This window comes from Arcticibacterium sp. GJ41-1 (assembly GCF_055808875.1).
In genome coordinates this window covers 1,663,089-1,687,154 of sequence record NZ_CM147888.1, presented here as the reverse complement: position 1 = coordinate 1,687,154, position 24,066 = coordinate 1,663,089, and the positions used below count along the sequence as shown (strand labels likewise).

Annotated in this window: 20 protein-coding genes; 14 read left to right on the top strand and 6 right to left on the bottom strand. The window is 37.7% G+C overall.

Going from position 1 to position 24,066, the window contains the following annotated elements:
• Window position 1: 1 nt before the first annotated feature.
• Window positions 2-4,282 (top strand): T9SS type A sorting domain-containing protein, encoded by a 4,281-nt coding sequence (locus AC0L6O_RS06750; RefSeq protein ID WP_473307286.1) that lies wholly within the window; start codon window positions 2-4, stop codon window positions 4,280-4,282.
• A gap of 2 nt (window positions 4,283-4,284) precedes the next feature.
• Here the strand turns inward: AC0L6O_RS06750 and AC0L6O_RS06745 are convergent, their stop codons facing one another.
• On the bottom strand, window positions 4,285-5,124 hold the full coding sequence (locus tag AC0L6O_RS06745; RefSeq protein ID WP_473307284.1) for a sulfurtransferase: 840 nt from the start codon (window positions 5,122-5,124) through the stop codon (window positions 4,285-4,287).
• 167 nt (window positions 5,125-5,291) lie between these two features.
• Between AC0L6O_RS06745 and AC0L6O_RS06740 the strand changes: the two genes are divergently transcribed.
• From AC0L6O_RS06740 to AC0L6O_RS06720, 5 genes are all read left to right on the top strand, one after another.
• Window positions 5,292-6,776 carry a glycine--tRNA ligase gene (locus AC0L6O_RS06740; protein WP_473307282.1) on the top strand — a complete coding sequence of 495 codons (1,485 nt, stop codon included), beginning with the start codon at window positions 5,292-5,294 and terminating at the stop codon, window positions 6,774-6,776.
• Between the two features lie 110 nt (window positions 6,777-6,886).
• Window positions 6,887-7,297: a type II RES/Xre toxin-antitoxin system antitoxin gene (parS, locus tag AC0L6O_RS06735; protein ID WP_473307280.1), complete on the top strand. Its 411-nt coding sequence runs from the start codon at window positions 6,887-6,889 to the stop codon at window positions 7,295-7,297.
• Window positions 7,294-7,752, top strand: coding sequence for an RES family NAD+ phosphorylase (locus tag AC0L6O_RS06730; protein ID WP_473307278.1), 459 nt, complete (start codon window positions 7,294-7,296; stop codon window positions 7,750-7,752). Before parS ends, AC0L6O_RS06730 begins: the two co-directional genes overlap by 4 nt.
• Window positions 7,753-7,865: 113 nt before the next feature.
• Complete coding sequence (locus AC0L6O_RS06725) at window positions 7,866-8,741, top strand: SMP-30/gluconolactonase/LRE family protein (protein ID WP_473307277.1); 876 nt, start codon at window positions 7,866-7,868, stop codon at window positions 8,739-8,741.
• Window positions 8,742-8,775: 34 nt separating this feature from the next.
• Window positions 8,776-10,356: a serine hydrolase domain-containing protein gene (locus tag AC0L6O_RS06720; protein ID WP_473307276.1), complete on the top strand. Its 1,581-nt coding sequence runs from the start codon at window positions 8,776-8,778 to the stop codon at window positions 10,354-10,356.
• Window positions 10,357-10,490: 134 nt separating this feature from the next.
• On the opposite strand, the gene AC0L6O_RS06715 is transcribed toward AC0L6O_RS06720, so the two are convergent.
• A complete protein-coding gene (locus tag AC0L6O_RS06715) occupies window positions 10,491-11,552 on the bottom strand; it encodes a serine hydrolase domain-containing protein (RefSeq protein ID WP_473307274.1) in 1,062 nt (353 codons plus the stop codon).
• A 152-nt stretch (window positions 11,553-11,704) separates the two neighbouring features.
• Window positions 11,705-12,814 (bottom strand): helix-turn-helix domain-containing protein, encoded by a 1,110-nt coding sequence (locus AC0L6O_RS06710; protein ID WP_473307273.1) that lies wholly within the window; start codon window positions 12,812-12,814, stop codon window positions 11,705-11,707.
• Between the two features lie 255 nt (window positions 12,815-13,069).
• On the opposite strand from AC0L6O_RS06710, the gene AC0L6O_RS06705 reads away from it, so the two are divergent.
• The 4 genes from AC0L6O_RS06705 (at window position 13,070) to AC0L6O_RS06690 (ending at window position 17,428) form a co-directional block, all read left to right on the top strand.
• Complete coding sequence (locus AC0L6O_RS06705) at window positions 13,070-15,673, top strand: glycoside hydrolase family 3 C-terminal domain-containing protein (protein ID WP_473307271.1); 2,604 nt, start codon at window positions 13,070-13,072, stop codon at window positions 15,671-15,673.
• Window positions 15,674-15,971: 298 nt separating this feature from the next.
• Window positions 15,972-16,550 carry an RNA polymerase sigma factor gene (locus AC0L6O_RS06700; RefSeq protein ID WP_473307269.1) on the top strand — a complete coding sequence of 193 codons (579 nt, stop codon included), beginning with the start codon at window positions 15,972-15,974 and terminating at the stop codon, window positions 16,548-16,550.
• The gene (locus tag AC0L6O_RS06695; protein WP_473307268.1) at window positions 16,540-16,848 is read left to right on the top strand and encodes a hypothetical protein; all 309 of its coding nucleotides are present in this window, start codon (window positions 16,540-16,542) and stop codon (window positions 16,846-16,848) included. The genes AC0L6O_RS06700 and AC0L6O_RS06695 overlap by 11 nt, the downstream gene beginning before the upstream one ends.
• A gap of 55 nt (window positions 16,849-16,903) precedes the next feature.
• Window positions 16,904-17,428 (top strand): hypothetical protein, encoded by a 525-nt coding sequence (locus AC0L6O_RS06690; protein ID WP_473307266.1) that lies wholly within the window; start codon window positions 16,904-16,906, stop codon window positions 17,426-17,428.
• 2 nt (window positions 17,429-17,430) lie between these two features.
• Here the strand turns inward: AC0L6O_RS06690 and AC0L6O_RS06685 are convergent, their stop codons facing one another.
• Complete coding sequence (locus AC0L6O_RS06685) at window positions 17,431-17,886, bottom strand: tRNA (cytidine(34)-2'-O)-methyltransferase (RefSeq protein WP_473307265.1); 456 nt, start codon at window positions 17,884-17,886, stop codon at window positions 17,431-17,433.
• A 33-nt stretch (window positions 17,887-17,919) separates the two neighbouring features.
• Window positions 17,920-18,294, bottom strand: a complete 375-nt coding sequence (locus AC0L6O_RS06680; protein ID WP_473307263.1) for a hypothetical protein — start codon at window positions 18,292-18,294, stop codon at window positions 17,920-17,922.
• A 124-nt stretch (window positions 18,295-18,418) separates the two neighbouring features.
• On the opposite strand from AC0L6O_RS06680, the gene AC0L6O_RS06675 reads away from it, so the two are divergent.
• From AC0L6O_RS06675 to nhaA, 3 genes are all read left to right on the top strand, one after another.
• Window positions 18,419-19,852 (top strand): nucleoside hydrolase-like domain-containing protein, encoded by a 1,434-nt coding sequence (locus AC0L6O_RS06675; protein WP_473307262.1) that lies wholly within the window; start codon window positions 18,419-18,421, stop codon window positions 19,850-19,852.
• Between the two features lie 49 nt (window positions 19,853-19,901).
• The gene (locus tag AC0L6O_RS06670; RefSeq protein WP_473307261.1) at window positions 19,902-20,294 is read left to right on the top strand and encodes a hypothetical protein; all 393 of its coding nucleotides are present in this window, start codon (window positions 19,902-19,904) and stop codon (window positions 20,292-20,294) included.
• A 215-nt stretch (window positions 20,295-20,509) separates the two neighbouring features.
• Entirely contained in the window at window positions 20,510-21,814 is a 1,305-nt protein-coding gene (gene nhaA, locus AC0L6O_RS06665) for a Na+/H+ antiporter NhaA (protein WP_473307259.1), read from the top strand.
• 19 nt (window positions 21,815-21,833) lie between these two features.
• On the opposite strand, the gene AC0L6O_RS06660 is transcribed toward nhaA, so the two are convergent.
• Window positions 21,834-22,970, bottom strand: coding sequence for an MFS transporter (locus tag AC0L6O_RS06660; protein WP_473307258.1), 1,137 nt, complete (start codon window positions 22,968-22,970; stop codon window positions 21,834-21,836).
• 111 nt (window positions 22,971-23,081) lie between these two features.
• Here AC0L6O_RS06660 and AC0L6O_RS06655 point away from each other — a divergent pair, with 111 nt between their 5' ends.
• Window positions 23,082-24,032, top strand: coding sequence for a ThuA domain-containing protein (locus AC0L6O_RS06655; RefSeq protein WP_473307257.1), 951 nt, complete (start codon window positions 23,082-23,084; stop codon window positions 24,030-24,032).
• Window positions 24,033-24,066 lie beyond the last annotated feature (34 nt).

Here is a 24,066-nt window from a genome sequence, read left to right as displayed (position 1 = left end):
CATGAATCTTTGGCAAAAAACTCTTTTACTTCTCCTATTATTTGCAACTACTAGCCAAGCACAAACTTTCACAGAGTTAGCCCCTTCCCCTTTTACTGCTACTACGTGGTCATCGATAGATGTTTCAGATGTCAATAATGATGGTAGAGAAGATGTCTTAATTTCTGGTGTAGCTCCTGGAGGAATAAACGTTTCAAAATTATATTTAAATAAGTCTGGAGGAAACTTTACTGAACAGGCTGACAGCCCGTTTGAAGGGGTCTATCGTTCTTCAGTATCGTTTGCAGATATCGACATGGATAATGATGAAGACTTACTCATCACCGGAATGAATAGTGACGATATTCCAATAGCTCTAATATATATAAACGACGGCCTTGGAAACTTCACTTTAACTGAAACAAACAACTTACCGGGAGTGTATTTCTCTTCTGTGGCTTTTGCTGATGTAGATGCTGACAATGACCCCGACTTGTTTATAACAGGCAGTAAAGGTCAAGATAATAGTATTGCCAAACTTTTTATAAATGATGGCTCCGGTTTTTTCGAAGAGTCTTCCCAAAACTTATTTGAAGGCGTTCACCAATCTTCTATTGCCTTTAATGATATCGATCTTGATTCAGATTATGACCTCATCATAACGGGTCATAACGGAAGCGGAGGAAGTACTAAACTCTATAAAAATGATGGAAGTGGTAACTTTTCAGAAGATTTAAATATCCCTTTCGATAATGTTTATGCATCGTCTATCGCATTTGGAGATATTGAAAATGACGGAGACGACGACCTTCTTATTACAGGCTTTAGTACCGAGGCGAATAAACCCATTTCCAAACTTTATACCAATGACGGATTAGGTAACTTCCTAGAAGACACAATGTCAACCTTTCAAGATTTCGTATTATCTTCCATAAGCTTTGCTGACATGAACTCCGATGGTTTTCAGGATATTTTGATGAACGGGTTTAGTCAATCAATTGGAATATCAACAGCCTACTATTATAGAAATAATAAAAATGGAACTTTTGTTTTTGCCAGCGAAATTAAACCTTCGACTACTGATATAAGCCCAACCTCCATTATCAGTTTCGATGCAGACAATGACGATGACCTAGATATTTTCATAACGGGTCCGGTAGACTCGACAGGGAAAGGGAGGTTTTATATTTCAGAAGGAAAAGGGTGTATAGTTTATAATGAATATGATTTTATAAATGCCTGTGATTCTTTAAAATGGATTGACGGTATTACTTATTATGAAAGCAACGCTACAGCACAGCTTAGACTTAGGAGTGAATTTGGCTGCGATTCTATAATAAATTTAAGATTAAACCTAGGCCATACTGCATTCTCAAATAACACTTTCACTAGCAGAAAACCCCTTTATTTAAATGAACACAATTATATTGAGAGCTCATATGGGATAAGTGACACGCTTATAAATACCAACGGCTGTGATTCGATAGCAAATATTGACGTTGAAATAATTCGTGAAATCTCTGGCGGTGGATTTACACGAGACACCGTGTTTTCATTTATTTCAAAAAACAGAGAAAAGTGTTTCGCCGATATAGATAATGACGGAGATTTAGACATTATAACATACATTACGGGTTCCCTTTCTTCAGATTTAAGAGTTTATTTAAATAAATCTAAAGGAATTTACGAGTTAGATAATTCATTCTTATCATTTTTGGATATTCGGACGAACCTACTTGTCTTTGAGGATATTAATAATGATGGCTTAGATGATTTTTTAGTTTATGGCTATAATCCAAAGAGTTTTACTTCGGAGTTTAGATTATATCTCAATGATAAAGAGCAAGGCTTTATTCGCCAAACCGAACTAGAGGGAGATTTCCCTGAGTTTCGTATGATTATCCCATTTGACTATAACTCCGACGAATTAATCGACTTTTTGGGTTTTGGAAAAATCCTAGTAAGGCAAGATTCTTTTATAACATATATCGCAAAAACTGTTTTAATAAAAAACATGGGCTTCGGAAAGCTAGAAATTGTTGATAGCAATTTACCAGATTTACAATACGCCCAAACTTCTTTTGGAGATGTTGACGGTGATGATGATTTAGATATTCTTCTTAGAGGTTTCGGCGAAACTTTTTCCGACAGAACAGAAACTCTTTTTATAAATAACGGTTCCAGCCAATTTGAAGAAGAAAGAAGTTTTGTGTCCGATTACTATTATATCGGGTCTGGAAACCTAGAGGATATTGATAATGATGGCTTTGACGATATAATTATTCATGGAAGAACTATTGTAGACTCTGTTTATTCCACCACCATCTTCTCAGGTTCAAGTGACAATTCACTCGTAAGAAAACCTTATGATTCCTCCTCTCCATTCATTCAGTCACAAATAAGCAAATATGGAGACTTTGATAATGATGGAGATCTAGATCTAATCGCCAGTAATTATCCATGGCCTTTTGTATATACTAATGATGGAACAGGAAACTTCACAAAAGCTATTGACAGCCCATTTTTAGAACACATGGGATATAACCCTGACTTAATAGATTTAGATGAAGATGGTTATTTGGACATTGTTTCTTATGATAAAATTTACTTTAATGATGGCTGTACCCCTAATTATGTGGTAGATAGCATAGTTTCATACTATCCTTATACATGGATTGATGGTAAAACTTATGATGAATCAAATGACTATTCCAGAGTCATTTTTAAAAACCAATATAATTGCGACTCAATTATTGCCCTCAACCTAGAAATCCGAAACACTCCTAGGGAGGGTGGATTTATAGAAGTTACACCAAAAGTCTTTGAAGCCGCGAAGTACGCTTCTATAGCATTAGGAGATATTGATGGCAATAACAAAATAGATTTAGCCATCTCTGGTATAGCGAATAATTTAGGATCAAACATTTACATAAATCAAGGCGACAGAAAATTTATCAACCATTCTCAAAGAGGCTTCCCAGATGGTTACAATAGTCAAATTGAGTTCATAGATATTGATGGAGACAAAGACAAGGATTTAATTATCCTTAATGACCTGATTACAATTTACATAAATACGGGTTCAGGGTTTTTCAAAAACACAAATCAATCAATTGCACCTAGTTTATCCTCAGCCGCTATTGAGTTCGGAGATCTTAATCAAGACGGTTTTCCAGATTATGTCTTAAGTGGCTATGATAGTGCTTTTCAAAGGTATTATTCAAATATTTTCATAAATAATGGTAATGGGTTATATAGCACCACTAATCAAGCTATAATTGATCCATTTGTTGGCGATGTCAAACTAGTGGATATTGATGGTGACATAGATCTCGATATAATTATTGTGGGAGAAAACACTAGAGAATCCTTCTTCAAAGTTTATAAAAATGATGGACTGGGCTCTTTTGATTTATTTGACTCTAAAATCCCAATTATTATAAGACCAAACTGGGGCTTTCAAGACCTCGATGGAGACTTTGACTTGGATCTTGTAATTTCCGGATGGGATAGTGGCTCGAATATCAGTTTTACTAGAATCTACCAGAATAACGGTAATGGCGAATTCACACAAATAGACAGCTTAGACGATGAATATTTTTTCTGGGCTATGGACTTCGCAGACCTAGATAGAGATGGAGATTTTGATTTTATTGTTAATGAAGAAGATAATTCAGGAAATCTATTTACCTCCATTTATAGAAATAACGGGAGCCTAAATTTCTCTAGAAACCCAAATAGTGCCATGGTCGGTGTACGCTATTCAGACATAAAAGTGGCAGATTTAGATGGAGACACTGCACCCGATGTGATTATTACTGGTATTCTTGAGTCGGATAAGGCCGTAACTAAAATCTATTATAGCGAAAACAAAGACAATGAGTGCTATACTACATATTCGTCAGATTTAATCATTTCAGATGCTCCGGTAAGTTGGATAGATGGAAATACTTATTTTGAAACCACAAACTCAGTAACGCATACACTAATCAATGCAATGGGCTGCGACTCGATAGTTACTTTAAACCTTCTTTTAAAAGAAAAAGTACTTTCTAATGAAAGTATAAATATGGTAATTTCGGTATATCCAAACCCATCAAATAATCTTTTAAAGATTAAAAATAAAGGAGTTATTCAACCGCATGATTACGCCATTATAAACTCCCAAGGTCAACTACTGGTCAATTGGAAGAGTGCGAAGCAGGAGCAATTAATTGACATTAGCCCATTACCTTCTGGAACTTATATACTCAAATATCACGAAGGACTTAAGAGCGAGTCTTTGAAATTTGTTAAGCGGTGATTTTAAGAAATATGAACCGGTAATTCCCCAGGTATCCCCCACTCTGCCCAGCTTCCGTCATAAACTGCGGCGTTTTTATAGCCTGCTATTTCGGCTGCTAGAGCAATAACCGAGGCTGTTACGCCAGAGCCGCAGGTCATTACTAGACTTTTATTTTCTAATTGAAAGTTATCAAAGATTGCTTTCAACTCCTCTTCAGATTTCATGTAAATGCCATTTTGAACCGAAGGGAAAGGCAAACAAACGGAATTAGGTATATGACCTCCTCTTAAACCAGCTCTTGGTTCAGGGGCTGTTCCATCAAATCGTCCTTGTGACCTTGCATCCATTATTTGGAATGTCTTATTATCAATAATTGTCAAGACATCTTCTGCTTTATAAAACAGGCTTTTATTGGTTTTAGCTTCAAAGTCGCCCTTCTCCACTTTTGGCCATTCGGCTTTCACCGTTTCAAAACCTGCTTCTTTCCAAGCTGGATACCCTCCACTTAAGACGTAAACATGCTCGTGCCCCATGGCTCTAAACATCCACCATGTCCTTGCACTTCCATAAGTACCCACTTGGTCGTAAACCACAATAATAGAGTCTTTATTGATACCAATATTTTGAGCGGCAGCTGTAAAATATTCTTCCGTAGGCATCATGTGTGGTAAGTCGGTATCTAAGATGCTAAAATCCGCATTTATATCCATCATTACCGCTCCAGGAATCTTAAAACCTGACTCCCAATCTTCAGCCGCTTTTACAGGTTTCATTTTAGCTTCTACTATTATAACTTTAGAATCATCCTGCTGAGTTGCTAGCCATTTTACACTTACTAAAGGAATATTTTGCTTTTGCATGTTAGAGTTTGTTATTAGTCACCATCAATTAATCGAAATTTAAGAGCATTTCCTTAGTTTTGCGATGCATTTAAGGGATTTAATGCTTTACGAAGAAAATTCAGTTTCAATCTTCCTATTAAATAGCCCTATATTCAGATTTTCTTAGAACAAAAAAGGATACAATCATGTCGGCACCAGCCACAACTCTTCAGGATATCATTGCTCACGCAAAAGAATACGGTTTTGTATTTCCATCTTCAGAAATTTATGATGGCCTTCAGGCTGTTTATGATTATGGACAAAACGGTGTAGAATTAAAAAATAATTTAAAGAATGTATGGTGGAAAGCCATGACGCAGCTTCACGACAATATTGTCGGGGTTGATGCGGCTATTTTCATGCATCCATTAACGTGGAAAGCTTCTGGTCACATAGATGGTTTTAACGACCCTATGATTGATAATAAAGACAGCAAGAAAAGATACCGTGCCGACCAACTTTTAGAAGGCAAAGCGGAACTGCTTGCAAATGCCGGTAAAGAAGACGAAGCAAATGCTCTTTTGGCTAAAATGGGTAAGCTTTTAGGCGATGAAGATTTAGAGGCTGTAAGAGAATTGATTATTTCTGAGAACATTGTTTGTCCTGTTTCAGGAACTTTAAATTGGACGGAAGTTCGTCAGTTCAACTTGATGTTTTCTACAAAAATAGGTTCTGTAGCTGATGACTCTAGTACCATTTATCTTCGCCCAGAAACGGCTCAAGGTATTTTTGTCAATTTTTTGAATGTTCAAAAAAGCGGCCGTATGAAAGTACCATTTGGTATTTCTCAAATTGGTAAAGCTTTTAGAAATGAGATTGTCGCTCGTCAATTCATTTTCAGAATGCGTGAGTTTGAACAAATGGAGATGCAATTCTTTGTTCGCCCTGGCACAGAAATGGAGTGGTATAACAAATGGAAAGAAACTCGTTTGAGCTTCCATAAAGCTATTGGTCTGCCAGCAGAAAGTTTGAAATATCACGACCACGACAAACTGGCTCACTATGCTAATGCCGCTGTAGATATAGAATACAAATTCCCATTTGGTTTTAGAGAGATTGAAGGTATTCACTCAAGAACTGACTTTGATTTGAGTAACCATCAGGCACTTTCTAAGAAAAAGCAGCAGTACTTTGACCCAAGTATTGACCCAGAAACTAATAAGCCTTACGGAAACTATATTCCTTACGTGGTGGAAACCTCTGTAGGTGCAGATAGACTTTTCTTAGCTACTTTCTGTAATGCATTTACCAAAGAGATGGTAGGTGAAGGCGACAAGCAAAAAGAAAGAACCTACATGAAGCTTCATCCGGCTCTTGCTCCTGTAAAAGCAGCTGTACTTCCTTTAGTGAAGAAAGACGGACTTGCAGAAATAGGAAAAGAAATAGCAGACTCATTGAAGTCTTCTTTCAGAACTATCTATGATGATGGTGGAGCCATAGGAAAAAGATACACACGTCAAGATTTGATAGGAACTCCGTTTTGTATCGCAGTAGATTATGAAACAAAAGATGATAACTGCGTTACGATAAGACATAGAGATTCTATGGGACAAGAGCGTGTGCCGATTTCAGAATTAAAAGAAAGAATAGGCAAAGAAGTAGCTATAGAGCGTATTTTGGAAGCTATTTAAGCATAATTTCATTGATTCTAAAGAGGGAGCACGGCGTGTTTCCTCTTTTTTTTGTTAAAAAACTTGACAATTGTCAAAAAAAATACGACATTTGAATAAAGGAGAATAGAATGGTAGAAGATAAAAAATATAAGGTTCCCGATGATAACAATAGCCTAAACATTGCTGAAGAAGCTTTGGCAGGTTACGGTTATGCATATGTAGCTAATTTGCCAGTAAGCCAGAGTTTCACTCAAAAAGACTGGTCAAACTTCCTTCATATTTCAGAGCGTACCATCATAAGATACCGGGAGCAAAACAAGAAATTTGACCCGCTTCAAACTGACAGAATAATACTCTTAGAGCATCTTTATGATTTTGGTTTAAGCATTTTTGGTAATGAAAATACCTTTAACCAGTGGCTCATTAATAAAAACCTCGCTCTCGGTGGCCGCACTCCCAAAGAGCTTTTAGTTACCTCGTTCGGAATTAGTATGGTCAAAGATGAAATAGGCCGTATAGCTCATGGTGTGCTCGCATGATAGTCTATCGTTTAGCTTCTGGGCCCTATAAAGATGACATTTCTGGTACAGGGGCTAGACTATTTGGTGGAAGATGGAACAGCAAAGGCATGCAAGTGCTTTACACCTCCTCTTCCATTGCACTTTGCACGGTAGAAATTGCGGTTAGAACTCCGCTCCATAGTTTACCATTGGATTATTTCTTAATCAAAGTTTATATACCAGACGACTTAGCCATTTACCAGATACCAAACGAAGTTCTTCCTGACAAGTGGGATGTACTTCCGCATGGAGATTTCACTCAAAAACTTGGCGATAGCTTTTTAAAAAAAGGTAATTATCTCCTTATGAAAACACCATCGGCGTGTGTAGCAGGTGATTTTAATTATCTTATTAATCCTTTTCACCCTGACTTTGACAAAGTAAAAGTTATTGAAATGCAACCCTTTGAATTTGACTCTAGACTTTTCAACTAGGATTCTTTCAACTAAAGTCAAGCTACATGACTCCAAATCAACATTTTGAAATAATCATTACTCATAAAACGCAATATTTTTCTAATTTTAATAATCATTAAAACCAACCCAAAATGAAATCAACCCTTTTACTAGCTCTACTTCCTTGTGCATTATTTTTTAGCTGCTCTAGCCAACCCGAACAAACAGAAGAGCAAGCAGAAACTGCAGTTAGCTCTGCTCCTACCTTAAGCTTAGCTTGGGAAACCGATACCACGTTAATTACGCCAGAATCTGTTATTTATGACGCTGCAAATGATGTTTACTATGTAACCTGTATTGGTGTAGGTCGTGCGGCCGACTTTGACGGAGACGGCTATATTGCTAAAATTGGCCCAAATGGAGAAATTATTGACAATCATTGGGTTAAAAACCTAGACGACCCAAAAGGTTTAGCCTTAGTAGGTTCTACACTTTACGCTACAGACCTTAATAAGCTGGTATCAGTAGATGTTAACACTGGCGAAACCACCATAGAAATAGTAGAGGGTGCTCAATATTTGAATGATGCTGCCTCTACTCCAGATGGCGATATCCTTTTGACAGATTCTGATTTAAACATGGTGTTTCAAATATCTGATGGTGTAACTAAAGTAATCATTGCCGACACTACACTAGGTCGTCTTAACGGCGTATTCCATGAGAGCAACAGAAATTTATTAGCAGGTTTTAACTCTGGAAAAATCTACGCTCAAAACGGTTCAGAACTAAGTGTACTTGCAGACGGAATGCCAAAAGCAGATGGTATTGAAGCCATAGGTGATGGTTATTTCATTTCTTGTTGGAGTGGACATATCTATTATTTGGATAAAAACATGAATAAGACTTTACTAAAAGATACATCAGCCGAAGGAATTGGTGCAGCTGACCTTGACTATATTGCTGACAAAAAACTTATGGTAGTACCTACATTCTTTGGTAACAAAGTAATGGCTTATCACGTAAAATAGGCTTTAGCTCCCCTTTCAAAACCAACCCTATATAATGACTACAAGAAGAGAATTTCTTACTAAAGGCTCTTTAAGCCTTTTAGGACTAAGTGCTATGCCAGCTCTATTAAGTCAGTGCCAATCTTCGGATAGCAATGACTTAACAGATGCTTTCAGTTTTCCTAGAGTTAGCCCAGAGTCTGAAGGGATAGAATCCGAGGCTATTATAAACTTTCTTTCGGCTGCTCAGAAATCAGGTTTGGAATGGCATAGTTTTAAAATTCTTCGTCGTGGAAATGTATTGGCAGAAGGGCACTGGGCACCATTTAAAGAGGAATACAAGCACACCTTGTATTCCTTAAGTAAAGCTTTTACCAGTACGGCCATCGGTTTGGCTGTTAAAGAAGGACTTATTACCGTGGAAGATTCTGTTATTTCATTCTTCCCTGAAGAACTGCCAGATATTATTGATGCTAAACTTCAAAACATGAAAGTCAAGCATCTGCTCACTATGAATTCTGGTCATACCAATGGCACTATGGATAACATGAGAACCAAATCTGGAGAACAAACTTGGGTTAAGTCATTTTTGGAACAAACCCCTGTTCATGAACCAGGAACTCATTTCTTCTATAATACGGGAGCTACCTATATGCTAGGAGCTATTATTCATGCAAAAACGGGTCAAAATTTAGAAGAATACCTTAAACCAAGATTCTTTGACAAACTGGAAATAGTAGGGTACGATTGGGAAATTTCACCAGAAGGATTAAATACTGCCGGTTACGGACTTAGACTAAAAACAGAAGACATAGCCAAGCTTGGCCAGTTTTATCTTCAAAACGGAACATGGAACGGGGAAGAAATACTCTCTGCTGAATGGGTGGCTGAAGCCAGCAAAAAACATACAGAATCTCAAGAAGGTGACGGAGACTGGTCGCAGGGCTATGGCTACCAGTTTTGGCGATGCAAACCAGAGCCAGGATTTTATAGAGGTGACGGAGCCTTCGGTCAATATTGCATCATAATTCCTCAGTATGACATGACCATAGCGGTTACATCGGAGTCTTTTGACATGGGAAAATCTATGCAGGTGATTTGGGATACCATCTTGCCTGCGGTGGAAGGTGAGCCCTTAAGAGAAAACAAAACTGCTTTGCGAGAACTTAGGTCTTTATGCGAAAACCTAAGTATTACTACGCCTTCCGTTAATGCTAGTTCTGATAATGTTAGCGAGATAAACAAACAAGTTTTTAAAGCTACAGAGAATAATTATGGCATAAAAAGTATTCAATTTGATGTAGCTGACGACCAAGGTACCCTCAATTTTGACACCATAGATGGTAAAAACACCATGCATTTTGGTATAGAAAAATGGATAACCAATGATGTTTACACGGTCAATAATTTCCCCGTTGCTAACAGAATTCATATGCCATCACTTATAGCTGCCACAGCCACTTGGCTAGATGACAATACGCTTCAAATCACCCGGAAATTTGTAGAAGCGGTACATGGCGATACACTAATCTGTCATTTTGAGGATGATAAATTAGACATTAGCTTCAAAAACTCTATCTCTCAAAATACCCATAATGGAGAGGATGAACGAGCTAACTTAATTGGAACAATCTAACTGACTTAGTCATGTTATGATACGTAAATAGATTCCATAGGAAACAATCAATTCCAAAGTCCTAAAAGAAAAAGTGCACTATTTGATATTCTCAAACGGTGCACTTAAACTCCCACTTAAAATTTCCAAAATTTTTATTCATATAAAACAGAATACATCTCATTAAATATTCTGTTTCTTAGTTTACTATTTCGTTCATTTACAAAAATGATAATACCTAAGTCCTTTTCACGGTCATAGGCAAATACAGATGACTGCCCCATCGTATCCCCAGTTTTAGCAAAAAGCTTGCTTTCTTCGCTTCCTATAATATTAATTCCCAAACCGATTGACCTATTCTCATCTTCATAAAATACCTTTTCTTGTAATTTAGCTGCTTCACTTATTGATGTCTCGCTACTTAAAATAGCTAAAATATAAGTTATCATATCCTTAGTAGTTGACTTTACCAATCCCGCTGAGGCAACGCAATTCCATACAAATGGCTCTTGCTCCCCACCATCTGGGTTATAGCCTTGAACAATTTCTTTTGGGTCAAAGTCACTTAATCTTGTATCCTGTAAGTTAATCTTGTCAATAATCTTTTGGCGGAACAAAGACTCGTAAGAAACCCCATAAACCTCCTCAAGCATTTGACCAATTAAAACAAAACCAATGGTTGAATACCTATAATTTCCATAATCAATAAGCGAATCGCTACTATTCACTATCTCTGCTAAGAGTTCCGGTGTAACCTGAGCAGTAGGTTGTTGAGCATTTTCACTGATAAGGGCTGGAAAATTGATATCTACCAAGCCGGACTGGTGAGAAGCTAAATCAGACACTCTAATGGTATTAAGAATAGCATTTGGAAGCTTATAAGCCTTCGGTAAATATGTTTCTATATAGTCATCTAATTTTATTTTATCTTCCATGACAGCTTGAGCCAGAAGCTGGCCCGTAATTGCTTTAGTGATGGAAGCTATTTCCCATATAGACTCCTCCGTAACCTTTGGAGACTTTGCTTCTCGAGCGATTCCGCCAAAGTTAAAATATTCTGTATTCCCCTTTTGAACGAGACCCACACTTATAGAAACCTCAGGATTATCCTGATGAATAGTAGAGATTAAATCTTCAAACTGAGCTTTTGTACTTTGAGCACAAATAGAGAATGATACAAATAAAAGAGCGATGATAACCTTAATTGAACGTGACATTTGCTTGTTGTTAAATTGAAAACGGAATACGTTTCCGTTTGATGAAACAAATGTGCGAAATCAAAACAAAGCTCACGACCGAATGATAAAAGTCGAACGCATTTCTTAAAGTTCGATTAATTCACCACGCGTACGACTACTTACAAATCACTCTATATATGCAACTTACGATACAAAGTAGGCGTAGTACCTGTGTGTTTTTTAAATGCTGTATTAAAGGAAGATTTAGAATTAAATCCAACTTCGTATAGTATTTCAAGCACGGTCAGTTCCTTTTGAGAAGGATTTTGAAGTATTTTTTTTGCCTCGTCTATTCTGAACTCATTAATATAATCAAAGAAATGTTTTTTTAAGCTTTGATTTAAAAGCAAAGACAGCTCACGTCTTGGAATACCTACAGCCTCAGAAACATTCTTAATCGTAATGTTGGAATCTAAAAAAGGCTTTTTATTCTTCATATACCTCTCTAGTCTATCCAAATTCTCTATAGGTATATTACAATCTTGATTAGTATTTAAGATCTCCAAACTCGAATCTATACCCCTAAACAGAGATGGATACTTGAGAGCTTTAAACAAATACCAACAAATAACCACTAATTCAAATACTAATAGAACCACCCTCAACATTTCACTTACTTCAGGACTTGAGGAGAACTTAAAAATGTTCTTAATTAAAGCTACGCTAAAAAATAAGCTTAAAGAGAAGGTTAATTGAAACAACCAAGAATATGCTTGCAACTGCTCACCAGCATAATTTTCTACATACAAGCGTCGTGTTTTCAAAAGAATTCTGAAACAAGCAAAAAGATAAGCTGCAATCTGAACATGAAGGAGAACAGGAAATACTTGAAAAATATTTATTCCTTGGCTAGCATTTAAAGCCATTGCCTTTTCTTCAGTACTTAATATAAAATAGCTGGGAAAGAGAATCATAATTATACATAAGAAAGGCAAAAAATGGAAAAGGTCTTTTGTTTTTAGCCTAAAGTCTGACTGACAAACGGAGAGAATATAAAAATAAAAAACAGGAAGTTGCAAATAGATTAGCATAACTCTAAACATGCTTACATTCCTAAAAAAGTTGGTGTCAGGTAATCCTATTACTCCTGATACATCTATCGCTGTAAGGACAAGAAAAGTTGCAAAAAGTGAATTACTAAGCCTTTTCTCTGTTTTCAGAGTTAATAGAAATATCGCAAGTAATAAAGATATCGCTACGGTAAAGAGCGTTAAAGCACCAACTGTTACATTAAAATTCATTTAAACCAATTTGCATAAACGTAAAAATAGTTTTTTATGCACTTGATTCTATCCTAATTGGAAAAACAATACTATTCTGGTGCCAGACTACCTATAAAAATCCAGCAAGCATTTAACCCAAATTTTAAATAAGAGCCATTCACTATATTCATACTACTTTTCTTTAGTAGACTGGTCTGGAATACGAGTTGCATTATTGACGATAAAAAAAATACAAACATTTTTGTACTTTTACTTTTCAACCTTATACCTAATATGAAATCATTCAACCGATTGCAAGGCCTATTCTTGCTCTTTCTTGGACTTTTAGCTTGCCAAGAAAAAACAAATTATCAATTCCAATTTCAAGACCCCGATTTACCCATTGACCAGCGTGTTGATGATTTGGTGAGCCGAATGACTTTGGAACAAAAAGTCTCCCAAATGACCAACGCCTCCGTGGCGATTGACTCCTTAGGAATTCCAGCTTATAACTGGTGGTCTGAAGGTTTACATGGAATGGCACGTGCTGGAAAGGCTACCGTTTTCCCTCAAGCTATTGGCATGGCGGCTACTTGGAATGAAGATTTGATATTTGACGTAGCTACGGTTATTTCAAATGAAACAAGAGCCAAACACCACGATTTTGCTAGAAAAGGAAAACGCTTTCTTTACCAAGGTTTGACCCTTTGGTCGCCCAATATCAATATTTTCAGAGACCCACGCTGGGGACGAGGACAAGAGACCTATGGCGAAGACCCATTTTTGACAGGTTCATTAGCAGTACCTTTTATCAAAGGTTTACAAGGCGACAATCCTGATTATTTAAGAACCGTGGCTACCATAAAGCACTTTGCGGTACACAATGGTCCAGAACCAGACAGACATCTCTTTGACGCTAAAGTAAGTTTGAAAGACTTTAGAGAAACTTATTTACCACAATTTAGAATGGGCGTGCTAGAAGGCGGAGCCTACTCTGCCATGTGTGCTTATAACAGATTAAACGGCGAGCCATGCTGCGGTAGCAAAAGCCTTTTGACAGGAACACTAAAAGGTGAACTAGGTTTTGATGGTTTTATAGTTTCTGATTGCTGGGCAATAACAGACATCTGGAAGTATCATAAAGTGGTAGCATCTGAAGCCGAAGCGGCTGCGTTAGCCGTTAAAGCTGGAACTGATTTAAGCTGTGGAGAAGAGTATCTTTCCCTAGTAGATGCGGTGCAAAAAGGCTACATCACCGAAGAAGAAATTGACATATCTGTCAAACGACTTTTCAAAGCTCGTTTCAAACTCGGCATGTTTGACCCGATAGATAGAGTGGCTTATGCCCAAATCCCTTATGACATAGTTGACCAAAAAGAACACCAAGAATTGGCTCTTAAAACAGCTCAAGAAACAATGGTGCTTTTGAAAAACGAGAACAATACGCTTCCACTAAAAAAGGATTTAAAGAAAATAGCGGTGATAGGTCCAAATTCTGACCAATGGCTCATGCTACTTGGAAATTATAACGGTGTGCCGTCAAAAGCAGTAACACCACTAGAAGGTATCAAAAACAAACTGGGTGCTAACACTGAAGTGGCTTTTGCCCAAGGTTCTGAATATGCAGAGGGTCTACCAATGTTTTATACGGTACCTGAAGAAGCTATAAACGGAGACATAAAAGCCTCTTATTTCAATAATAGTAAACTAGAAGGCGAGGTTATTTATGAAGAAAACATAAAACACTTAGATGTAAACTGGAACGACAAAGCTCCTCGTGAAGATTTAGATGATGACAATTTTGGTGTGCGATGGGAAGGAAAAATCACCGCTCAAAAAACTGGTTACCATCAGTTAGGTGTGATTACTACTTGCAATACGCAACTCTATTTTGAAGGAAAAGAAGAGGCAAGAACGGTGTATCATTTCGGTGACGAATATGGCGACCCACGTTTAAGAAAGTCAGAGCCTATTTATTTAAAAGCAGGTCAGACGTATTCCTTTAAAGTAGATGCAGGAGAAAACTATGCTGACGCCATGGTGCAGTTAGTTTGGGCCGAGCCAAAACCAAACTTAATGAAAGATGCCATAGCAGCAGCCAGCAATGCAGATGCCGTTATTATGTGCATGGGACTTACGCCTAGAATGGAAGGTGAAGAAATGGACATTAAGGTAGATGGTTTTAACGGTGGCGACCGTACCAAATTAGGTTTGCCAGCAGCTCAGTTAAATTTGATAAAGAAAATTCAGGCTCTTGGAAAGCCAGTGGTTTTAGTCCTACTAAATGGCTCTGCTCTGTCTATTCCATGGGAAAATGAGCATGTGCCTGCTATTTTAGAAGCATGGTATCCTGGTCAAGCAGGTGGTACTGCCATAGCCGATGTTATTTTTGGCGATTATAATCCTTCTGGGAAATTGCCTGTAACTTTCTATAATTCGGTAAATGATTTGCCTGCTTTTGCAGATTATCAAATGACCACCCAAACTTACCGTTTTTTCAAAGGTGAAGCTCTTTACCCATTCGGGCATGGGCTAAGTTATACCACTTTTGACTTCTCAGATTTGACCATTCCTGTGACAAGTAAACCTGGTGAAGAGGTTGAAATTAAAGTTACTTTGACCAACGCAGGTAAAGTGGGCGGGGACGAAGTGGTGCAACTTTATGTGGCCAATAAAAACAGGCCAGCAGATGCTCCTATTAAGAATTTGGCAGCCTTTAAACGCGTTCATTTAAAAGTGGGTGAGAGTAAAATTGTCAATTTAATAATCAGAAAAGAGGCTTTTCAAACTTTTGACGCAGACTTTAATCTTGTCAATGTACCTGGTGACTTTGAAATTTCTATTGGTAACTCTTCTGCTACAGATGCTTTGAAAGGTGGGATTAGTGTAAAAATCTAAGTGGCTTATTCATATCATTGGAAAAATTATAAAGGGAATGGCATACGCCGTTCCCTTTTATATTGATTTAGAATTAGACCTTCGCTCATAGCCAAAAACAAGTCTTTTAAAATATATCAAAGAACACCGCAAGTTTTTTGAGTAACTTTCATCTAAGTATTAAACAAAGGATATTTAGTATGTGAGTTTGATGTCTGATACACGATGATAGGTGATACTTAATTTTGTTCGTGGAGAATAAAACATCGAGCATCCTACATCAGACAAACACATTAACTATCTAAAAAACGAGACTTTTTTGAACGAAAAAGACATTATACTTCAGCTCCAAAATGGGCAAGAAGCTGCTTTTCGACATGTTGTGGAATTGTACCAAGACCGTGTATATAATACCGTGGTCTCCATCACCCATAATACTGCCGAGGCTGAAGATATATGTCAAGAGGTTTTTATAGAAGTGTATCAGTCGGTGGCAAAGTTTAGGGGCGATGCCAAACTTAGCACATGGATTTATAGGATAGCATCAAATAAATCTTTAGAGTTTTTGCGAAAAAATAAGACACAGAAACGCTTCGCCTTTGTCAAAAGTATATTTGGAATAGATAACCAAGTGCAGCATCAATCTGTTGACTTTCAGCACCCAGGAGTGCAGTTAGAAGACAAAGAAAGAGCTAGTAAATTGTTTGAAGCTATTGGCAAACTGCCAGACAACCAACGTGTAGCGTATACCCTTCATAATATAGAAGGGCTTAGCTATCAGGACATTTGCGACACTATGGAGCTTTCAAAATCGTCTGTAGAATCATTACTCTTTAGAGCTAAACAAAACTTAAAGAAATTATTGGAGAAATTTTACGAAGAAGAATATGGAAACTAACAAGAACGAAGAAATAGAAAAAATACTAGCAGTGACAGACCACATGCAAGGGGCCGAAATGCCTGCCTTTTTCTATACTCGATTAAAGGCTAGAATGGAAAACGACTTGGTGGCTAATCCAAAATTCAACTGGATTTTGAAACCCTCTTTTAGTATTCCTCTTATAGCTGTGGTCTTAATGATTAATGTATTCACTGTGGGGCAGTTGCTTCAAAAAAACACTGATACACAGTCTTCTGTAGAGTCTTTCCAGTCGGAATATAACCTTAACTCCGATTACGGATTAGAAATATACTAGGCTAACCTTAAGCTTCATGGGGAGCTTGGTTTGTAAAAAAAAGAAATTTAGAAAAATGAAAAGAATAGATGTAAAATGGCTCTGGCTTTTAGGCTCTTTATTGGTCCTAAATCTAGCTCTACTTATTTACCTTTTGCTAGGTAATAGTAAACCGCCTTTAAGAGAAAATCATCCGCTTTTAGAACAAATCCTAAACTTTGATACTTCACAAACGGAACAATTTGAAGAGCTAAGGATGGTTCATCATGAAAAGGTAAGTAACAAAAATGAGCAAATTAAGACTTTGAAAGGGAGGCTTTTTAGTAAAATTGAGAATAGTAATGAAGAAGATGATACCGCTGCCATAGCTCAAAGAATAGGCAAATTAACCGGAGAAATTGATTTATTGACACGTCAGCATTTCCAAGAAATCAGAAAAATATGTAATGAGGAACAGCGAATTGCTTTTGACAATTTTTTAAAAGAAATCTTAAATGGCAATAGACCGCAAAATCCTCCTGCTTTAAATGGAGACAGACCGCAAGGGCCACCTCCAGGCGGAAGACCACCGATGGAAGGAATGCCACCTCCACCAAGATAGTTTTAGCTATTAACTTGCCTTAAACCTTCAAAAACAGCCACTGCCACGGCATTGGCCAGGTTTAAACTTCTAATATGCTCGCTGTATAAAGGTATTTTGTAAAGTTGCTCAGCGTGAGCGTCTGTAATCTCTTTCGCTAAGCCTACCGACTCTTTCCCGAAGACGAGAAAAGTATCATTTTCATAAGGCAAATCCCAATGGCTTTTTTCTCCATGTGACGAGAAGAGAGCCATTTTTTTATCTGCGTTCACTTTGAAAAATTCTGCCACATTTTCATAGTAAATCACCTCCAAATGCTCCCAATAATCTAAACCAGCTCTTTTCAATCGCTTATCAGAAATTTCAAAACCAAAAGGTTTTACTAGGTGCAATGTGGAACCCGTTCCTAAACATAGTCGCCCTATGTTTCCTGTGTTATTCGGAATTTCAGGTTCTATCAAAACTATATTGAATGCCATTTATAAATGTTTGAAGCTATAAAAGTATATAGATTACTTGAGCAATTTCCCAAAAAGTACCAAGCTAAAAAGTATGGCAAAAATTACATAGATAATTGTAAGAATTGCCAAGCCTCCAAATTCCTGCGATTTCACAACTAACTTAAGCAAAGCAATCCCTGCAATAGCAAAGTGTGAGAAGTTCCCCAAAGCCACAGGCCTGCCATAAATCCCGCCAATAAGACTTGATTTACCCATCCAGTTTACCATGGCAAAACCAAAGTAAAGAGCTCCTAAAATTTGAAGAATGATAGTGTTTCCCATTTCTAAGCCCAAGAAACCAACTATTTCACCAGGAAGAAAAGTAAAGACTATAGCAGCCAAACCTAAAAACATTGCCGAAGAAGTCATGATTAGTTTGGAATTCATATGCTTAATTAAATGATATAGAGCTCAAAGGTAGCACATAATAAATGTCATAAAAACACTTCATTTCGTGTTCAAATATTATCTTTAACCAGAAAATTTATTCAAACCTTTTAAAACTATTGAAATGCTAGATTCTAAACTTAAAAGCAAGGCTATCTTCTTGCTGGTCTTTTCCTTATGCCAAATAACACTGAGTTCTTTTGCTCAGGAAAAACCCAGGATATTGGTTCTTACAGACATTGAAAATGAACCAGATGATGCCATGTCTTTGGTAAGGTTCCTTACTTATGCTAATCAGTTTGACATTGAAGGTTTGGTGGCCACCACTTCTATTCATCAAAAAACAGAAATAGCTACTTGGCGAATAAAAGAGATAGTGAAAGCCTATGGTGAAGTAAGAGATAATCTTGAAAAACATGAAAAGGGCTACCCTACCGAAGCTTTTTTAAACACGCTCATTACGGAAGGTAAAAAAGCCTATGGCATGGATGCCGTAGGAAAAGGAATGGACTCTCCAGGTTCTGAATTAATTATAAAAGCTGTTGACAAAGCCGACGACAGACCGCTTTGGGTAACTGTATGGGGCGGACCAAACTGTTTGGCACAAGCCTTATGGAAAGTGCGTGAAACGCGTAGCTCCAAAGAATTAGCCAAATTCGTTTCAAAAATCAGAGTATACACCATATCAGACCAAGACAACAGCGGCCCGTGGATTAGAGAAAACTTCAAAGAGCTCTTTTACATAGCCAGCCCTGGCTTTCACTCATTTGGAGGTTACCATAACGCCACCTGGACAGGTATAAGTGGAGATAAATTCCATGGTCGATTTGCCGGGGCTGATTTTGAGATTGTGGACAACCCTTGGCTCGACACACATATTAGAACTAAAGGCCCTCTAGGTGCCCAATATCCTCACATGGATTACCTAATGGAAGGAGACTCTCCAAGCTTTATGTACTTAATAAACAATGGATTGGGTAGCTTAGAACACCCAAACTGGGGCAGCTGGGGTGGTAGATACGAGTTTTACCAACCACGTACAGAAAGATGGTTTATGCAGCCTGAAACACGTCCGCTATGGAACAATGCTCAAGATGAAGTATTTGGTAATGACGGAAGCTGGCATACTAACAATAAAGCAACTATTTGGCGATGGAGAACGGCTTATCAAAACGATTTTGTGGCCAGAATGGACTGGACTATTAAAGATTATAAAGACACCAATCACCCACCAGTGGCTAAGCTTAACTCACCTGCCAGAGTCACTGCAAAAAAAGGCGACAAGGTAATACTAAGTGCCACTGGCTCTACAGACCCAGATGGTGACCTACTTTCTTATAATTGGTTTTACTATCAAGAGCCGGGAGAATTCAATATTTCAACTGCCCGAACAGGCAACCCAATTAAAATTGAAAACCATAACCAAGAAAACGCTGCGATAGTCATTCCTCCTAAAGCTCAAAGATTAGGTGACCTTCACGTTATCTTAGAAGTAACCGATAATGGTACTCCTGCCCTAACTAGATATCAGCGAGTAATTATTAAGGTAGTGGAGTAAGATACAACCATTCTGAGAATTAAGACGTTATAGTATAAAGAGTCAGCTTATGAAAACTATTATCATCTTAATTCTCAGTTTAGGTTTTATAGAATCCTGTTCGGAAGAAACCATTTCATCTAAAACCAGTACAGATTTGGAAGGTAAATGGTCTTTAGAATCAGCAGTTTGCTTTTGCTACTTTGAAGATGATTTAGACTTTAGTGAGCACACTGTAAGTTTTAATAACAGTTCACAAAAACTCACCATCACTAATCCAGAAAATACTTTTTTCGTCTCTAAATCCGATGAATACAATTATAGCATAGATGGCAACCTAATTACCATCGAAACTGTTGGTGGCTATTTTTATGAGATAAAAGATGGCAAACTTATACTTACCAGAGACGACAATCCACAAATTGCAGATGATGAATTGACTTTAACTTATATTAAAGATTAGGTCATTATTTGCTATAATTCCTCCATACACAAAACTTGCTCCTAATCAAGTTTTCAATGTTTTAGGCTCTTCTTTTTTGCTCAAAAAATGATAAACTCCAGATAACCCTTTTTGGTCTTTTCTTGGCTCAAAATCATGCCGATTCCCGTGTAAATATCAACGTTTTACCCGAAATTAGGGATAAAGAGATTCATTGATAAACACGACAACAAAACATGATAAAAGAGATATTTCTCACACCCTTTCAGAAATTTGCAAAAATCCAGAGTGCCAGTGGTATTTTACTATTCACCGCCACCGCTATTGCCATGATTTGGGCAAACTCCGCATTTAGTGAAACCTATCAATCTCTGTGGGAATATAAAGTCGGAATTAGTTCAGAAGACTTTGAACTTAAAAAGCCGCTTATACTCTGGATAAACGACGGTCTCATGGCCATCTTCTTTTTTGTAATAGGCCTTGAAATAAAAAGAGAGCTTCTGGTAGGTGAGCTAAATTCTATTCGCAAAGCCACCTTTCCGCTCTTTGCAGCCATTGGTGGTATGGTCACGCCATTTGCCTTATTTTACTTTTTAAATGATTCTCCAGAAACTGCCAACGGTTGGGGTATTCCTATGGCCACCGACATTGCTTTTTCTTTAGCCATTATTAAATTATTAGGAGAAAGAGTACCACTTAGTTTAAAGATATTTCTGACCGCCTTTGCTATAATTGATGATTTAGGTGCGGTCTTGGTAATTGCCATTTTCTATAGTACAGGAATTGACTGGTATTTGATACTTTATACCCTAATTCCATTTTTACTTTTATCATACCTGTCTTTTAAAGGCTACTATTCTGGTATGATAACTTTAATCTTGGGTATCATCGTTTGGTATTTATTCTTAAAGTCAGGTATTCACCCTACTATCGCAGGTGTGCTTCTAGCTTTCACGGTGCCTATAAGTCAAAAAATCAACATCGCTTCTTTTAAGCATAGGTTGCTTCAGATTGTGAAACGTATCAGCAAATCTGAAGACCCAGATGTGCCAGTGCTGTCAAAAGAGCAAATAGTACAGATAGAAGAGCTACAAGAGGTAGCAAATAAATTTAACTCTCCACTTCAAAAGCTCGAACATCAATTGCATGGATGGGTAGCCTATTTTATTATGCCTGTTTTTGCTTTGGCCAATGCTGGAGTAATCTTCGGGTCCAACATGGTTTTAGATGTACCTCTAATTGTAAATCTTGCTCTAGCACTCTTCGTTGGTAAGTTCGTTGGTGTCTCTTTATTATCTTACATCAGTATTAAGCTGAAACTAGCAGAGCTGCCAGAAGATGTTAATTACTTCCAAATAATAGGGATTTCTATTTTAGCAGGTGTGGGTTTCACTATGTCAATATTCATAGCAAACCTGGCCTTTTCAGGTAGCCCAACCTACATGGACTCTGCAAAAGTGGGAATTATAGCAGGTTCTGTAATCTCAGGTATAGTTGGTTTCATTATTCTAAGAATTAGCAAAAAAACTACCTCAGAATAAATGACGGTCAAGCCTTAGACTATGCTTTTTCATCAATGAATTTCCAAACCAAATATAGCATTAGGCCGAAAAGTAACAACACTGCAGATAGGGCTAAGCGTAAACCAAAAACATCTGATAGAAAGCCGATGCTTGGAGGGCCTACAAAAAAACCTGTATAACCTATGCTGGTAGCCATGGCTATGCCTACCGCGGGTTTTACGCCTTTGGTGTTTCCTGCTAAAGAAAAGATAATAGGAACAGCTGTAGCAACGCCTAAACCTACCAAAAAGAAGCCTAAAAATGCGGTAAAGACTGAAACGTGAGCCAAAGCAATCCCTAGACCGATGATTGCACAAATGGCATCATATTTCAATAATTTTTTCCTGCCGTAGTGTGTGGTTAATTTGTCACCAAATAACCTACCAAGCGTCATTCCGCCAGCATAAACCCCAAACGCTATCGCACTAAAAGTAGGCTCTTGCCCCACTACTGTATTCATGTAAATAGCAGACCAATCGGTCATAGAACCCTCCCCTATCATGGAGCATAGAGCAATAATCCCTAAAGGAATAATGGCTTTTGACGGCCACCTAAAACCACTGGACTCTTCTGATTCGTCTGTAGCTTCTTTATCACTTATCAAATAAAAAGAGGCTAGCAATACAATGAAAAAACAAGCAACACATAAAACAGTTAAATGTGTTAAAAGACTAATACCAAAGTGTGAAAATATACCACCGCTACCAGCTCCTAAAGCCATTCCAATACTAAAAACGGCATGAAAAGAAGAAATAATAGGTTTGCCCCATAATCGCTCTACATAAACTGCCTGCCCATTAGCACATACGTCCATAGAGCCCGTGGCGGTGCCCAAAAGGAATAGAAAAACACCAGCAAAAGCTACATTGGGATATAGAACTATAAAAGGCGTAAAAACACAGAAAAGTATACCTGAAACCCTCGTAATACCATCAGAACCATATTTTGTAGTTAGCCACCCCGTAAAAGGCATAGCGGTCATGGCACCTGCAGCTACCAAAAAAAGTAGTGTTCCTAAAACGCTATTACTAATATTGAAAAAGGACTGTAACTCAGGGAGCCGAGCCATCAAATTGGCATATAAAAAGCCATTGACAAAAAAGAAGGCAGACACTGCCATTCTACTATTTCGCATCTCTGAAACCTTTGGGTTGTAATTTTGAAATGCCAAAATTAAGAGCATATCTCAGGAAAGAACATTATTTTTGATTAAGATATTCAACCAATCATATAATACCCTCTTAATATGAAATTTAAGCAAGCCATACTTAGCCTAGCATTACTTTTAATAGGCATTACTTCACAAGCTCAAATAAAAACGCTGATTGTAGATGGTCAAAATAATCATGAACAGTGGCCTAAAATCACGCACATGATGAAAAATTACCTGGAAGAAACCGGCAAATTCAAGGTAGATGTAAAAAGAAGTGCTTTCACTTGGCAAGGCGAAGAATTCATAAAAGCCTTTCCTATTCCTGGAACAGAAAACACCGAAGCTTTGCCAAAATCTAAAACAGACCCAAACTTCAAACCTAACTTCAAAGCATACGACCTCGTGATATGTAATTTCGGATGGAATGCCGCTCCATGGCCAGATGCTACACAAAAGGCATTTGAGAAATACATCAAATCTGGTGGTGGCTTAGTAGTCATTCATGCTGCCGACAATTCTTTTCCTGAATGGACCGCCTATAATGAAATGATAGCGATAGGTGGCTGGGGTGACCGTACCGAAAAAGACGGGCCTTATGTTTACTATGATAATGACGGCAAACTGCAAAAGGACATGACTCCTGGAAAAGCCGGCCATCATGGTGCACAGCATGAATATCAAATTCAAATTAGAGACACCGAGCATCCTATTACCAAAGGAATGCCCCTAAAATGGCTTCATACTAAAGACGAACTTTACGATAAATTAAGAGGGCCAGCAAAAAACATGAACGTACTGGCCACCGCATACTCCAGCAAAGATTTTAGTGGAACAGATAGACACGAGCCTATGCTAATGACTATTGATTACGGCAAAGGGCGTATTTTCCATACTCCTATGGGCCATGTAGATTATTCAGTTTCTTGCGTGGGCTTTATCACAAGCTTACTAAGAGGTTCTGAATGGGCTGCTACTGGGAAAGTGACTATTCCTATTCCAGCGGACTTCCCTACAGCAGACAAAACTAGCCAGAGAGCGGAATAAGTCTAGAACAGTTAAGGACGGTTTAATAAACTAT